Below are 15,038 nucleotides of genomic sequence, written 5' to 3'. Positions count from 1 at the left end.
CCTAGCTTTTTACGTGTTTTAAATATCCTCTTTGTGCGATCATAAAGTAAATGGCAGAAGCTAAAATGTATGCTCCAATTACAAGCGCGCCTGATTTCCACAAATCAATATAAAGCATTTTTCCTAACGTATGAAGAGCAACTCCACTATGAATGGAACCGATTAAAATTGGGATAAAGAAGATAACTCCCATTTGTCGAATCGCAATTTTGCGAATTTCTTTATCTGTCATACCGATTCTCTTTAACGATTTAAATTGAATACGATCTTGTTCTTTATCGTTAAACCATTTAAAGTATGTCATACTACAAGCGAAGAAGAAGAACAGTACCGCTACGAAGAAACCGATGAACATTGTAATTGCTCCACCTTCTCTTATATCCTTATACGCAAACACTGAATTTCTCAATTCTCCTTGCTTTTCTGGTGCAATTTCATTTTTCAAATCTAATACAAGATCTTCTGTACTTTTCCAATCCTCAATATAATAACCATAATATTTCGTCTTTTCTTCATCTGGTACGAGTTTTGCATATTTCTCAAAATCTTGTTCATTTACAACGAGATATTCACTATCATTAAAAACAGAATACTGCGTTGGGGCATTTAATTGAACAGACTGCTTTTGTCCGTTAATTGTAAATTCATACGGTTTCGTACGGTCTATCTTCATCAGTTCATTTGACATATCAACCATAACCATCGTTGCACTACCCATTGCATTATGAATTTCTGAAGGTTGCTCTCTCTTTTGTTTACGCACTTCCGCATTATATTCTTTTTCTGAAATAATCGTCATCGGTACTTCATGTTCACTATTAAACAACGTTATTTTCTGTGTTGCTGGTAGTTTAACGTATGTTACTTTTCGTGCATCTTCAAACCCGTGTCTCTTCACAAGCTCCTGTACCTTTTCTTCATTAATAAGGCTATATGTATTTAACCCCTTTTCCTCATATGAAATAGCATGTGGTGTAAGTTCTACCGTTTTCGCACTCAAATTTTCAAAATATACGTAAAGCGTGCCAACTGCCGAGGATACAATCGCCGTAATAATAGAAATTACAAATAGAAAACGAGCATTATCTTTCATTTTATAAATAAGGTTGCTAAGAACAAACATATTTGGATACGTATAGAAAGATTGCTTTCTTTTTTGTAATGCTTTTAATACAACTGTACTACCTTGTGTAAATAGTAAATACGTTCCGCCAATTGTCAGTCCTACCACCGGTAAAAAGAGGATGAGGAAATTCAGAAACGTTACTTGGAAGCTAAGTACATATGCAACAATAATACATCCTATACCAACTACACATAACCATGTAAATGCAAATGGCTCTACTTTTTGCTTTCTTGCCTCTCTTAATAAATCAATAATTTGCAAGCGTCCTACTGTCCAAACACTAAACAATGATAGGATTAAAAATAGAATAAAGTATACACCAGCTGTAATAAGAACTGCTTTACTATTCCAAACAAGTGGAAGTGTCTTATCTATTTTTAATAATACGCTTAACGCTTGGAAAAATAATTTTGAACAAAGCATTCCAACCCCAATACCAACTACAATTGCAATACTACCTAACATCAGTTGCTCTAATATAATCATTCGGCCGAGCTGCGATTTCGTTCCGCCTATTAATGTTAGTAGACCAAACTCTTTTTTTCTTGCTCGTAAAAACGTTGAATTTGCATATAAAATAAAGAGTGCCGAGAAGATGACCACAATATAATTCATCGATTCTAATCCTTTTGTGATCATCTTTCTCATACTAATATTACCGCTTACGACATCTGGATGATAAATAAAAGAAGCATACATAAAAAATACGACAATCGATAAACAACTACTTATAAGAAACGCTTTATAGTTACGCCAATTTCCTTTTACGTTATTAAGCGCGAGCTGGCGAAAGTTCATGATAGTCTCCTCCTAGCATCGCAAGTACGTCCAGAATTTCTTGGAAAAAGGCTTGTTTCGTTCTTCCTTTATGTATTTCCGAGAAAATTTCTCCATCGCGTATGAAAAGGATACGTTCACAATAACTAGCCGCTACTGGATCGTGCGTAACCATTGCAATCGTTACTTTCTTTTGCTCGTGTAAATCTTGCAGGGCTCCCATTAGCGATTTCGCTGACTTTGAGTCTAAGTTTCCAGTTGGCTCATCTGCTAAAATTAACGTCGGTTCATGAATGATTGCTCTCGCTGCTGCTGCACGTTGTTGTTGTCCCCCAGATACTTCGTATACTTTTTTATTTAAAATTTCTTCGATGTTTAAAAACTTTGCAATTTCCAGTACTTTCGCATCGATTTCATTTACAGATTTCTTCGCCATTACAAGTGGTAAAATAATGTTTTCTTTAATGGATAACGTATCAAGTAAGTTAAAATCTTGGAAGATGAATCCTAAATGTGTACGGCGAAACTCCGCTAATTTTGCAGCACGCATTTGATTAATTTCTTCACCATTTACAAGCACATGACCTGAAGTTTGCTTATCAATTGTTGCTAATAAATTTAAAAGCGTCGTTTTTCCGCTTCCTGAAGGGCCCATAATCCCTACAAATTCGCCTTCTTCTATTTTAAAATTTATATCGTTTAAAGCAGTCGTCGCTACTGAACCTTTTGATTGGTACACCTTCGTTAAGCCTTTTACTTCAAGAACACTCATTTCTAATCCCCCTATGTGTTTTCTTCTTACATTTACTATAAGAAAAATAAGAAAAAGAAACGAGTGATTTCCCTTACAAAACGTTTTGTTATCTTACAGTTTTGTCATTTTTCTCATCAATGTATGATATTCTTCATCTTTTGCAAATTGGAACGTGAATGTTGTCCCTTCTCCTTCAGCCGATTGGACATACATTCCATGATGTAAATTATCACAAATTTCCTTCGTAATATATAAGCCCATCCCAGTCGCTTCTCTCGTTTTACGTCCATTTATTCCCGTAAAAAATGGATCAAATATGCGCTTTACGTCTTGCTCTGGAATACCAATTCCATTGTCCTTAATATGTAATAACACCTTTTGATTTTTCTCTTCAATTTGAAATTGAATTTCTTTTTTCTCTGCCGCTGAAATTTTTGTATACTTGATTGCGTTTACAACAATTTGACCTATAGCAATACTCAGCCATTTTCTATCAGATGCAACCATACAAGTATCTTCTTCAAACATCACTTTCGGAAATACAGACGATTGAATGAAGGATTTTCGATTTTCATTAATAATACCTCGCACGACATCTATAACATTTACTACTTCTACCTTATAATCTTTCGCAAACTGCTCTAGTCTTGCCATATGTAACGCTAAATCTAAACCATTTAGTATACGGTTATTTTCTTCACGAATACTTTCAACTGTTGCTCTTGCCTCACGATGCTCTTTGCCAAACTTCTGCAACAATAATTCAATAACAGATACTGGTGTTTTCATTTGGTGAATCCATTGGTTCATAAATATCATTTGTTGTTGCTCTTTCGTATGCTGTTTATGAACTTCATTCATATATTGCTGTCTTAATAACGTAAAAGATTCAACGACCATTTCTTGCTCTGATGTATAAGATTCATCAATAAGTAAAGAGTCATGTAATGTATTTCCACCAGTAACATACTTTTCGATCCTCTTTAAAAACACACTCCGTTTTCGGTAATCGTAAATGAGGTATACAGTAAACACAACTGTTCCTAATAAAAGTCCATATAACCACGTACTCCAATCAATGGATTTCTTTTCCAAAAGACTTTGCAACTGTAAAACGAGCCCAAATAAACAAAGGCTAACAATATAAGAAAGAATTAAAGAAAAGCGGTCCATAAGGTAATTTTTAACCTTCATGCCCTTCGCCCCACTCCGTAAGAAGCGCATAACCATATCCACGTTTCGTTACAATTGCATTTTTAATGCCTAACTCCTCTAGTTTCTTCCTTACACGTTTTACATTTACGGTTAATGTATTATCATCCACAAATGCTACTTCATCCCATAGAGCTTCTAACAGTTCTTCGCGCGATACATATTGATTCACCTGTTTCATTAAACACTCTAATAAGTAAAATTCATTTTTTGTCAGTTCAGTTTGTTGTCCTTGCCACTCAACAATATGCTGAGACGGGAATAACAACAGTCCATTTACACCTAAACAATCACTCTCAGCAGCAGAAGCATACTCTCCGTAACCACGGCGAAGTGCACTCTTCACCTTTGCCATTACGACATCTAAATGGAATGGCTTCGTAATATAATCATCACCGCCATTTTCAATCGCCATTACTTGATCCATTTCTCCTGTTCTTGCAGAAACAAAAATAATTGGCGCATTCGATACAGTACGAATTTGACGACACCAATAAAAACCGTCAAAGTACGGTAAATTAATATCAAGTAACACGAGATGAGGATTCACTTTTACAAACTCATCTTTTATTTGACGTAAATCACTTGCTCTAAATGATTGATAGCCATACCTTTCTAAATGCTCTTCCAATATTCCCGCGATTTTCTCATCATCTTCTACAATTAATATTTTATACATGCTCGTTTTCTCCCCATAAAAAATTCTTCTAAAACCACTCCCTTTTTATTATAAATTGAAAATTTAATTAGTGGGGATTTTTTCCTATATAAATCCGATTTTTACGATATAAAAAAAAGACTGCCGTATTTCGGCAGTCTTAATCGATAAATTCAAATTCATATTCAAGAATTTTTACAATATCTCCGTCTTTCGCACCACGTGCACGAAGCGCTTCATCAATACCCATTCCGCGCATTTGACGAGCGAAACGACGTATAGATTCATCACGTGAGAAGTCTGTCATCTTGAATGTTTTCTCGATATCGTAACCAGAGATAACAAACGTGCCATCACTTTCACGTGTAATTTCAAATTTAACACCTTCAGTATCAAATTTGTACATTACACTTGTATCAGACTCATCCGCAACTTCATGTATTGGGAATTCTGGTGTTGTTTCTATTAAGTTCGCTACTTCAAACAGTAAGTCACGAACACCTTGTCTTGTTACAGCTGAGATTGGGAAGATTTTTACTTCGTCTCCCACTTTCTCTTTAAATGCTTGTAAGTTTTCTTCTGCATCTGGCATATCCATTTTGTTTGCAACAACAACTTGTGGACGCTCAGTTAAGCGAAGATTGTATTCTTTTAATTCATTATTAATCGTTACGTAATCTTCATATGGATCACGGCCTTCTAAACCAGACATATCAATAACATGCACGATTACACGTGTACGCTCAATATGACGTAAGAATTGGTGTCCAAGTCCGACGCCAGCATGTGCGCCTTCAATTAGTCCTGGAAGGTCAGCCATAACGAAGCTGCGGTTATCACCCGTTTCAACAACACCAAGATTTGGAACGATTGTTGTGAAATGATACTCTGCAATTTTCGGACGCGCTGATGATACAACAGATAATAATGTAGATTTACCTACACTTGGGAATCCAACAAGTCCAACGTCTGCTAGTACTTTAAGTTCTAGAATAACATCACGCTCTTGACCTGGTTCCCCGTTCTCAGCGATTTCTGGCGCTGGGTTCGTAGCTGTTGCGAAACGTGAGTTACCACGGCCACCGCGGCCACCTTTTGCAATTACAGCAGTTTGTCCATGCGTTACTAAATCGGCAAGAATTTGACCAGTTTTTTCATCTTTTACTACTGTTCCTGGTGGAACCTTTACAAGTAAATCTTCAGACTTACGTCCGTGCTGACCTTTACTCATTCCGTGCTGACCGCGATCAGCTTTGAAATGACGTTGGTAGCGGAAGTCCATTAATGTACGTAAGCCTTCCTCAACTACGAAAACAACATCTGCACCTTTACCACCGTCGCCACCTGCTGGGCCACCTTTTGGTACATACTTCTCACGACGATACGCAACCATACCATTACCACCGTCGCCGCCTTTTACATATATCTTGACCTGATCTACAAACATTATTTCACCACACTTTTTTCAATTGGTTGTAATATAACTGAGACTTCTTCGTCTCGCACTGTATAAGAAATGGAATACCATTTATTGTTTTGGGTCGCAAGCCAATTCTGTAGTTCTTCTACACTCGTTAGCTTACCACGAAAATCAAAAAAGAAACGAGCATTATCCGCGTCACATTCAATTGTGATACAAACATAATTTTCAACATATACGTCTAAACTATGCTGAAGCATCGAGAAAAATTGATTCGTCCATGTACATACAGTCTCATCTAAGTGAGATAAGTTATGTAATTTCCCTAATACTTCGTACTCCAATAAGCACGGCTGCTGTTTCCAATTATATGTTAAAATCCACTCTGAAAATAAAGGCATTGATAGCCCCATCAGATTGGATTCTTGTCTCGCTTCTTGGACAAAACGATCGATGAGACTATGAATTTCTTCCACTTTTCCAAGGGAAAGGTTTCCTTTCACCATCTGCATACGATTGAGCCAATCATGTCTTGAATGGCGCAATGCATCTATAATTGTCCATTTTTCATTCATTTAGATACCCCTTAATATAGAAAAACTCTAACCTGCACTCAGGTTAGAGTTTTCCGTGAGTTCTTATGCTTCTTGAGCAACAGGATATACGCTCACTTGTTTGCGGTCACGACCAAGACGCTCAAAGCGTACTACGCCGTCAACTTTCGCGTATAAAGTGTCATCGCCACCACGACCAACGTTAACACCTGGATAAATTTTTGTACCGCGTTGACGGTAAAGAATTGAACCACCTGTAACCGTTTGACCATCTGCGCGTTTAGCACCAAGACGTTTTGACTGAGAGTCACGACCGTTCTTTGTACTACCTACACCTTTCTTAGATGCGAAAAACTGAAGATCTAATCTTAACATACGTTACACCTCCTGCACTTTTTCTATTAAACGGATATACTTTCCGTAATCAAGTTCGATCGTCTTAAGCGAAACAACTAATCCTTCTAAAAGTGTTTGTGCTTTTTCTGCTGTATGAACGTCTAAATCATTAGGCAATTCATACGTTAAGAATCCGCCATCACTTCCGAGTTCAATAGTTGCTTGCACATTACAAAGTTCTTCCACTGCATTTATAGAACCAAACACAACCGCTGTAGTTCCAGCACAGACAAGGTCTTGTCCATGTGGCGCATAATCGGCATGTCCAGTCATTTTAAATGATTGGATACTTCCTAATTTCGTGCGACTTATCGTAATTTTAATCATGTTAACCAGAATTAAGCGTTGATAGCTTCAACAACTAGCTTAGTGTAAGGTTGACGATGACCTTGTTTCTTACGATTGTTCTTTTTCGCTTTGTATTTGAAAACGATAATTTTCTTAGCGCGACCTTGTTTTTCAACTTTCGCAGTAACTGTTGCACCTTCTACAACTGGGCTACCAACTTTAACGTTTTCGCCACCAACGAAAAGAACTTTGTCAAAAGTAACAGTTTCACCAGCTTCAACATCTAATTTTTCAATGTAGATTGCTTGACCAGCTTCAACTTTAATTTGTTTTCCACCTGTTTCGATAATTGCGTACATACTTGCACCTCCTCTTAATTACTAAGACTCGCCAAAAACGAGGTAGACATAAATGCCTTTAGGGAACCTGTCTTGTGCGGTTGTAGCATATAGCCGTTTAGGTGCTATAAACTATAACATAAAGATGTTATCATGAATCATAGACGGTTGTCAATAAATGTTCTGCTAACTATTTTTTCCGCTCTACAATTTCTTTTTTACTTCCAAAACGAACGATAGCATACTTTTCGATATTATCATCTTTGAAATAAATTTCAAATGGAATATTTTTTTGTAATTCTTTTTGCAAAAACTGTTTTTGCAGTTCTTTAGGCGCAGCGATTAATACCGCTTCATCTTCTATATTGCCATATGTGATTAGTTCTCTCTCTAACTCATACGCAATTGTTTCATGCGACATCACATAACCCGTCGCTTTGCAAGGTACACACTCTTTTAATAATACGTCTCGTAAAGAATGCTTTTTACGTTTACGTGTCATTTCCAAAATCCCTAGCTCCGTAAAGCCGAGCACCCTTGTATATGTGCGGTCATCTTGCATAGCAGCTATGAGACATTCTCTTACCTTTTCTTTATCTTCTCTTTTTTTCATATTAATAAAATCAATTAATATCATACCACCAATATCACGAAGTCTTAATTGGCGTGCAATTTCTTCAGCTGCCATCTCATTTGTGCGAAGTACTGTATCTTGTAAATTTTGTTTTCCCGTAAACTTGCCCGTATTCACATCAATTACAGTCATCGTCTCCATTTGTTCTACAATTAAATAAGCACCATTTGAAAGCCAAACAATTTTTTGAAGTGCTTTCTCAATTTCACGCTCTATTCCAAAATGGTTAAACATCGAAGACTTTTCATTATAAAAAGATACTTTTTCTTTTCCAATTTTGTCTTCTAATTCTTTTACTATACTTCTTGTATCTACAACTACTTTTTCAATGGTTTCAATTGGGTTCTCTTGAAATACACGATCTAAAAAGGTCGCCGGTCGATGAAGTAATAACGGCGCCTTTCCTTGGCCCTCTTTTCTTTTTAACTCTTCATACAACTGTTGTAACTCTTGCATTTCAGCTTGTATTTCTTCAATTGCTCCTTTTTCAGAAGCAGAACGGAAAATGTATCCCCCCGTTCCCTCTATTTCAATTTGGAGTAATTGTTGTCTTCTTTTATTATTTTTTATTTTTCGAGAAACAGCGCGCATCTCACCAAACGGCATATAAACGACATATTTCCCGGTAAATTCTATATTCGCTGTCAATTTAGGCCCTTTCGTATCAATTGCCTCTTTCGCAACTTGTACGAGTATCGCTTGCCCTTCATGTATACGATAAGAAGATGGTACATCATCGTATGAAAGGTAAGCATGTTTTTCTAAACCGATGTTTACAAAAGCTGCATTCATTCCAGCAATTGTTCTTACGACACGTCCAACATAAATATGCCCAACAATCTCTTGCTCTTCATTACGTTTCCATAAAAACTCAACAATTTTTTTCTTCTCTTCAATTGCAACGCGCTTTTCCGAACCAGCGTAATTCACATATAACGTTTTCAAAATTATTTCCTCACTTTATAATCTTCTTTGCTTTTACAATAATAAAAGGTTAGTGCTATCGTCAACACTAACCGATTAATTCTTCAACTGATGAAGTTGTTCGTTTTTCAGTAAAATATGCATAGAGCAATTCATTTTCATCCAATGTGTAATGCTCTTTATATTTTCCACGGACGATAATAGAATGCTTATATCCTCTACGAAATTTTGTGAAGATCGTATATAAACGATCTTCCGTTTGCACTTCAATAGGTGCAATCTTTTCGATTCCTCTTTTGTTTCCATAATAACGTTCTAATAAAAAACGCATAAATGCATACCGTCTTTGTTTCCACTCTTGATATAATGACACTGCTAAAAATATGAGTAGTACCCACATCATAATATTGTTACTATTCCAGAGTAACTGCCATCCTAATATTACACCAAAAAAAACACATGACAATTGCATCATCTTTTCATGTGCTTGTAAATAAGGGAAACGATATGATAATACATTAAACAATACTTTCCCGCCATCTAACGGCCAAATAGGGAGTAAATTAAATGCTAAAATAATTATATTATTCCACATAAAGAAATAATATAAATCTGTATTCAGCCAACCGGCTTCGAACAACATGTAACCTACCAGCATCATCCAAACATGTTGAATCGGTCCTGCAATTACGACAACAAGTTCCTCTTTCAATGACTTATTACCATGTTCCTCAAGCTCGGCAACGCCACCAAACGGCAAAAGCTGAATTCTTTTTATACGCCAATTATAGTGTGCTGCTGCAAAAGCATGCCCAAGTTCATGAATAAGAACAATACAAAATAACAGTAGTAACTCTTTAAAACGCGCAGTAAAAATACCAATGACAATAATAACCCAAAATAATGGATGCACGGAAATTTTCGTTAAAACGTCCCTATATTTAATCAAATGATATCACCTGGATCGGATCAATAAATTTTTCATTCTTTTTTATCGCGAAATAAAACTTTCCATTTTTATCATTTGTATCATTACTCACCGTTCCAATTTTTTGTTTCTTTGAAACGTAATCATATAATTTCACTGACATATCGTTTAAGTTTGCATACCATGACTCCGTACCATCTGCATGTTGAATTTGGACTGTATTTCCAAGTTCCTCTTTCTTGCCTGCAAAAACAACTAACCCTTCATTTACTGACTCCACTTTTGCATTTGTAGCTGTTTGGACAAATACACCTTGGCCATTTTTTTGAAACCCTTGCATTACCTTTCCAGAAGCAGGAATTGCATAATCTTTTTGCTGAATACTTCCTTCTTTTTTCTCGTTCGGCGAATAGAATACGAGCGGTTTTCCAAATTGCTTTTCGTACCATTTCGCTACAGTAGCAAACTGAAATTCCTCTTTCATCACTTTTTCTGTAACAGCTTTAGCTCCATTGAATGAAGAAGGAGCATTCTTATATAAAATAGCAACCGAAAGAACTAATATTGCTGATAATAAAACTTTGAAGAAAAAGACTTCCTTTCGAAATAAAGGATGCATTTCCTTTTCTCCATCTTCAATAAATACCGCTTCACTATCAAAATTCCCTCCGTTAAAATACTGCTCTTCCTCCATCCTTTCTTGCTCGGCCTTCCTTTTTGCAATCCGCTTTTTAATTTCTTCTACGCGTCTATTCTTCATACTGTCTCCTTTCTTTCGTTAAGCTAATTTCATTAGAAACAGTTGTATACAGTTTGTACATATGTATGAGCTAAGAAAGAAAGATATTCGTGTGAAGAAAAAAGAAAGCACTTCGCATATGTGCGAAGTGCTCTTAACGGATTCCAAAGAAGTTTTTCACCTTTGCAAATACCGATACCTTTTCTTGTTCAAATGCTTGTAATGGTACATTCTCACCTAACAAGCGTCTTGCAATATTACGATAAGCCAACGCTGCTTTTCCGCTTGGTTGCAACGCCACAGGTTCACCTGTATTTGTAGCTCGAATAACTTCATCGTCATCCTCGACAACACCAAGAAGCTCGATTGACAATGTACGTACAATTTCATCAACATCTAACATATCCTGTTCATGAAGCATATGACTACGCACACGGTTAATAACAAGTTTCGGTGGTTCAATATCCTCTTTTTCTAAAAGCCCAATAATACGATCCGCATCGCGCATTGAGGATACTTCTGGAGTCGTAACAACGATTGCTTTATCCGCACCAGCTACCGCATTTTTAAATCCCTGCTCAATCCCCGCAGGACAATCGATTAATATGTAATCATAGTCTTGACGTAATACTTGTATTAATTCATCCATTTGTTCAGGTGTTACCGCTGATTTATCACTCGTTTGTGCTGCAGGTAATAAATAAAGATCATCAAAACGTTTGTCTTTAATAAGAGCCTGAGGTAAACGGCAACGCCCTTCAACGACATCAACAAGATCAAATACAATACGATTTTCCAGCCCCATTACTACGTCTAAATTTCGAAGACCGATATCTGTGTCAATTAAGCACACTTTCTTTCCAGATAACGCTAGGGCCGTACCAATGTTCGCAGATGTAGTAGTTTTACCTACTCCGCCTTTTCCAGATGTAATTACTATTGCCTCTCCCACAGCTATACAATTCCCCTTTCTAACTTTGTTAAATTAGGTCTAAGATGAGTGAGAAGTTGCAGGCGATCGACAACAATGTGATTGTTCTCATTAATATACGCACATTCTGCCGCCTCCGCTCCGTCTTCTTTCTCTTCCGGAGCCCGCATTGCCACATCACTAATTCGAAGTTGCATCGGGTTCATAACAGATGCAGCGATTACAGCATCCGAATCCCCATAATACCCAGCATGTGCAATTCCTCTTAATGATCCTACGACAAAAATATTCCCCCCAGCGATAACCGTTCCGCCTGGATTAACATCTCCAATTAACAACAAATTTCCTTTTACATGTAAAACTTGTCCAGAGCGAACAATTTTGGAAATAGGGACAATTTCTGTTTCTTCTTTCCAAGCTATTGCTTCTGCTTTAGTGATAACATCACTTTCAATTGAATCCACAACAAGATTCTTTTTATTACGAATTAACGTACGAATCTCTTCTTGTTGGACTTCTGTTAAATAACGATTTCCTACTTTCACATGCACTTCAATTAAAGAGCGTCCATCACCATCGTAGTAATGTGTAGAAAGTTTTTCGTCTAATTCCACCAATAATTCTGAGAATGAACAACAATCATCTAAATGAAGCGTTATCCCATCTTTTGTCCCTTTTATCGTTACATTTTGTTGCTTTTTTTCTTCCACTAAAGTTCACCCCACCGATTCAATTCGACATAAAATTAGAAAATCCTTTTTTCTTTTTCTTCCATCGCTTTTGAAAGACGCACTATATATCGTCTCAGTGGGAAACAAACTATCAATAAGAAAATAGCATTTAACAATAAAGTAGAAAGGAGACGATCTGTGAAAAAGACATACGCTGGCATATGAGTACGTCCTAATAAAGTTAAGAATCCATACACATAATACTCTAGTGCTACAACACTAGCTAATATGATAGAAACAACAATAAATAAATTCAATTGTAGTACTTTCATCACACTATATACTAAATAAGCTAAAATCGGATAAGCAAAAATATATATCCCGACAAGTTCTGTGTATACGGTATCAAATAAGAAGCCAAATAATAGTCCGTAATAAATCCCTTGGACCGGACTATAATACACTGTAATAAAACATAAGACGATTATAAAGAAATGCGGTGCTGCTATGCTGTCTTTCCAAAACACATCCGTTGGAACAACAGTAGCAAACATATTTTCAAATAGAAACACAAAAAGGAGCAAAAGAGGAAGAGCTGCTCTTTTTAATATCTTCATCATCTCTTCTTCTCCTCCTATTCTAATGGCGCTGAAGGTGTTGCACGTTTAGCAACCGTAATATGCTCTACGTCATTTAAATCAGCGGCAGGTTTTACATAAGCTGTTTTTGTTAAGCCATATGCATCCGGCTGAACTTCAACGATTTTTCCAATTACAAGACCTTTCGGGAAAATATCACCCAGTCCAGATGTTACAACTAGTTGATCTTTATCTACCGGTGCATCAGAGCCAATCTTTGTGAAAAGAAGTAATTGCTTTTCTTTGTCATAACCTTCAATCAATCCAAAGATTTTCTCTTGCCCTTGTACAATAGCAGAAACGCGATTTGTTCGGCTCATAGAACTTAGTAATTCTACTGATGATGTAAACTGAGATACACTTTTCACTCTTCCAACTAACCCTTGTGAAGTTACTACAGCCATATCTTTTTTAATTCCTTGCTGTGCCCCTTTATCAATTCCAATTAAATCGTACCATTTATCTGGATTACGAGAAACAACAGTAGCTGGAATTTCAGTATACCCGCTATTTAACTCTTTTTTACCCGTTAGCTCTTGTAGCTTCTTGTTATCATCTTCTAATTGTTTTACTTTCCCTGATAGACCTGCATAATTATCTAATTTTGCTTTTAATTCTTTATTCTCTTCATACGTGCGCTTTACATCCTCTACATTTTCGAAGAATCCAGCTACGTATTTCGCTGGCTTTTGGAATACACGTTCTACAACACCGACAGTATCTTTAACAAACTGCTCTGGCCATGTTAAACTGTTCCGTTCTTTCAATGAGATTCCAATCAATGCCACGAGAAGAATAATACTAACCAACAAAACAATTAATCTTTTGTTTAAGAAAAACTGTGGCACGTTCACACCCTCTTAATTTCACTGATTTTTATTTTGCAATATTATCGAGCAGCAGTTTTGAAAAGATCGATATTGTCTAATGCTTTACCTGTTCCAATTGCTACGCAATCTAATGGATCTTCTGCAACAAGAACTGGCATTTTCGTTTCTTCACTAATTACTTTATCTAAATTACGTAGTAATGCCCCGCCACCTGTTAATACGATACCGCGGTCCATAATATCAGCCGCTAATTCAGGTGGAGTTTTTTCTAACGTATTTTTAACTGATTCTACAATCGCATCTACTGTATCTTTTAATGCATCTGCAATTTCTTCTGGCTGAATTAGTACTGTTTTTGGTAAACCACTTACTAAATCACGACCGCGAATTTCCATAGGCTCGATACCTTCTGGCTCGCCTGCAGAACCAATTTCTAATTTTAATGCTTCAGCTGTTCTTTCACCGATCATTAAGTTATAGCTTTTCTTAATGTACTGAATGATTGAATCGTCCATATCATCACCAGCAACACGGACTGACTGGCTTGTTACAATACCACCTAGAGAAATAATTGCAACTTCTGTTGTACCACCACCGATATCAACAACCATACTACCAGTTGGTTCCCAAACAGGTAAGTTTGCACCAATTGCTGCTGCAAATGGCTCTTCGATAGGATAAGCATCACGAGCACCCGCTTGACGAGTCGCATCGATTACTGCACGTCTTTCTACAGCTGTAATACCAGATGGTACACATACCATTACATACGGCTTACGTGAGAAGAAACCGTTTGATTTTTGAGCTTGTTGAATGTAATATTTCATCATTGTTGCAGTTGTTTCGTAATCAGCAATTACACCGTCTTTCATCGGGCGAAGTGCCACAACGTTCCCTGGTGTACGACCAATCATTTGTTTTGCGTCGCTACCTACAGCAACGATTTGTTTCGTATCAGTTTGTAACGCCACTACTGAAGGTTCACGTAAAACTACACCTTTTCCTTTTACATATACAAGCGTGTTCGCAGTTCCTAAGTCTATTCCAAGATCGCGAGTAAATCCACCAAATCCAAACATATTATTTATCTTCCTTTCTTGTTTTCACGGACTCATTTTTTCTTAATTTATATTATAAAAACAGTACGTTTTTTATATCTTTATCCTTTTTGTAGATAAATTTCTACAAAAAACTCATAAATCACATTATAAAACAAAATA

At 36.6% G+C, this 15,038-nt stretch carries 17 protein-coding genes and 1 other annotated feature; all 17 genes read right to left on the bottom strand.

All coding sequences use genetic code 11. The annotated features are described in order from the left end of the window. Position 1: 1 nt before the first annotated feature. Positions 2-1,924 carry an ABC transporter permease gene (locus ACTFRY_RS02220; RefSeq protein ID WP_001011420.1) on the bottom strand — a complete coding sequence of 641 codons (1,923 nt, stop codon included), beginning with the start codon at positions 1,922-1,924 and terminating at the stop codon, positions 2-4. Then, positions 1,899-2,675 carry an ABC transporter ATP-binding protein gene (locus ACTFRY_RS02215; protein WP_098616168.1) on the bottom strand — a complete coding sequence of 259 codons (777 nt, stop codon included), beginning with the start codon at positions 2,673-2,675 and terminating at the stop codon, positions 1,899-1,901. The genes ACTFRY_RS02220 and ACTFRY_RS02215 overlap by 26 nt, the downstream gene beginning before the upstream one ends. 93 nt (positions 2,676-2,768) lie before the next feature. Further along, positions 2,769-3,851, bottom strand: a complete 1,083-nt coding sequence (locus ACTFRY_RS02210; protein ID WP_000865402.1) for a HAMP domain-containing histidine kinase — start codon at positions 3,849-3,851, stop codon at positions 2,769-2,771. Then, the gene (locus ACTFRY_RS02205) at positions 3,841-4,548 is read right to left on the bottom strand and encodes a response regulator transcription factor (RefSeq protein ID WP_000276725.1); all 708 of its coding nucleotides are present in this window, start codon (positions 4,546-4,548) and stop codon (positions 3,841-3,843) included. The genes ACTFRY_RS02210 and ACTFRY_RS02205 overlap by 11 nt, the downstream gene beginning before the upstream one ends. A 139-nt stretch (positions 4,549-4,687) precedes the next feature. Next, positions 4,688-5,974 carry a GTPase ObgE gene (gene obgE / locus ACTFRY_RS02200; protein WP_000497127.1) on the bottom strand — a complete coding sequence of 429 codons (1,287 nt, stop codon included), beginning with the start codon at positions 5,972-5,974 and terminating at the stop codon, positions 4,688-4,690. Continuing rightward, positions 5,974-6,522 carry a sporulation initiation phosphotransferase B gene (locus tag ACTFRY_RS02195; protein ID WP_001003584.1) on the bottom strand — a complete coding sequence of 183 codons (549 nt, stop codon included), beginning with the start codon at positions 6,520-6,522 and terminating at the stop codon, positions 5,974-5,976. The genes obgE and ACTFRY_RS02195 overlap by 1 nt, the downstream gene beginning before the upstream one ends. 63 nt (positions 6,523-6,585) lie before the next feature. Beyond that, entirely contained in the window at positions 6,586-6,876 is a 291-nt protein-coding gene (rpmA, locus tag ACTFRY_RS02190; protein WP_000944958.1) for a 50S ribosomal protein L27, read from the bottom strand. A 3-nt stretch (positions 6,877-6,879) separates the two neighbouring features. Next, entirely contained in the window at positions 6,880-7,224 is a 345-nt protein-coding gene (locus ACTFRY_RS02185; protein WP_002001054.1) for a ribosomal-processing cysteine protease Prp, read from the bottom strand. An 11-nt stretch (positions 7,225-7,235) separates the two neighbouring features. Continuing rightward, the gene (rplU, locus tag ACTFRY_RS02180; protein ID WP_000270907.1) at positions 7,236-7,544 is read right to left on the bottom strand and encodes a 50S ribosomal protein L21; all 309 of its coding nucleotides are present in this window, start codon (positions 7,542-7,544) and stop codon (positions 7,236-7,238) included. A 14-nt stretch (positions 7,545-7,558) separates the two neighbouring features. After that, positions 7,559-7,636: a sequence feature (ribosomal protein L21 leader region), on the bottom strand. A gap of 77 nt (positions 7,637-7,713) precedes the next feature. Beyond that, positions 7,714-9,102 (bottom strand): Rne/Rng family ribonuclease, encoded by a 1,389-nt coding sequence (locus tag ACTFRY_RS02175; protein WP_000855482.1) that lies wholly within the window; start codon positions 9,100-9,102, stop codon positions 7,714-7,716. A 67-nt stretch (positions 9,103-9,169) separates the two neighbouring features. Then, positions 9,170-10,030, bottom strand: a complete 861-nt coding sequence (spoIVFB, locus tag ACTFRY_RS02170; RefSeq protein ID WP_000599054.1) for a stage IV sporulation intramembrane metalloprotease SpoIVFB — start codon at positions 10,028-10,030, stop codon at positions 9,170-9,172. Then, the gene (gene spoIVFA, locus ACTFRY_RS02165) at positions 10,023-10,769 is read right to left on the bottom strand and encodes a stage IV sporulation protein SpoIVFA (protein WP_000797471.1); all 747 of its coding nucleotides are present in this window, start codon (positions 10,767-10,769) and stop codon (positions 10,023-10,025) included. The genes spoIVFB and spoIVFA overlap by 8 nt, the downstream gene beginning before the upstream one ends. A 133-nt stretch (positions 10,770-10,902) precedes the next feature. Then, positions 10,903-11,700, bottom strand: a complete 798-nt coding sequence (gene minD, locus ACTFRY_RS02160) for a septum site-determining protein MinD (RefSeq protein ID WP_000503309.1) — start codon at positions 11,698-11,700, stop codon at positions 10,903-10,905. Positions 11,701-11,702: 2 nt separating this feature from the next. After that, a complete protein-coding gene (gene minC / locus ACTFRY_RS02155) occupies positions 11,703-12,389 on the bottom strand; it encodes a septum site-determining protein MinC (protein WP_000391525.1) in 687 nt (228 codons plus the stop codon). Between the two features lie 35 nt (positions 12,390-12,424). Then, positions 12,425-12,970, bottom strand: coding sequence for a rod shape-determining protein MreD (mreD, locus tag ACTFRY_RS02150; RefSeq protein WP_000975766.1), 546 nt, complete (start codon positions 12,968-12,970; stop codon positions 12,425-12,427). 14 nt (positions 12,971-12,984) lie between these two features. Then, positions 12,985-13,836, bottom strand: a complete 852-nt coding sequence (gene mreC / locus ACTFRY_RS02145) for a rod shape-determining protein MreC (RefSeq protein ID WP_001135486.1) — start codon at positions 13,834-13,836, stop codon at positions 12,985-12,987. Positions 13,837-13,877: 41 nt separating this feature from the next. Continuing rightward, a complete protein-coding gene (gene mreB / locus ACTFRY_RS02140; protein WP_000466736.1) occupies positions 13,878-14,897 on the bottom strand; it encodes a cell shape-determining protein MreB in 1,020 nt (339 codons plus the stop codon). Positions 14,898-15,038 lie beyond the last annotated feature (141 nt).

Source organism: Bacillus cereus group sp. MYBK195-1, assembly GCF_051916605.1.
GTDB lineage: Bacteria > Bacillota > Bacilli > Bacillales > Bacillaceae_G > Bacillus_A > Bacillus_A cereus.
Note: the sequence above shows the minus strand (reverse complement) of the source record. Positions and strands in the feature narration are given on the sequence as shown.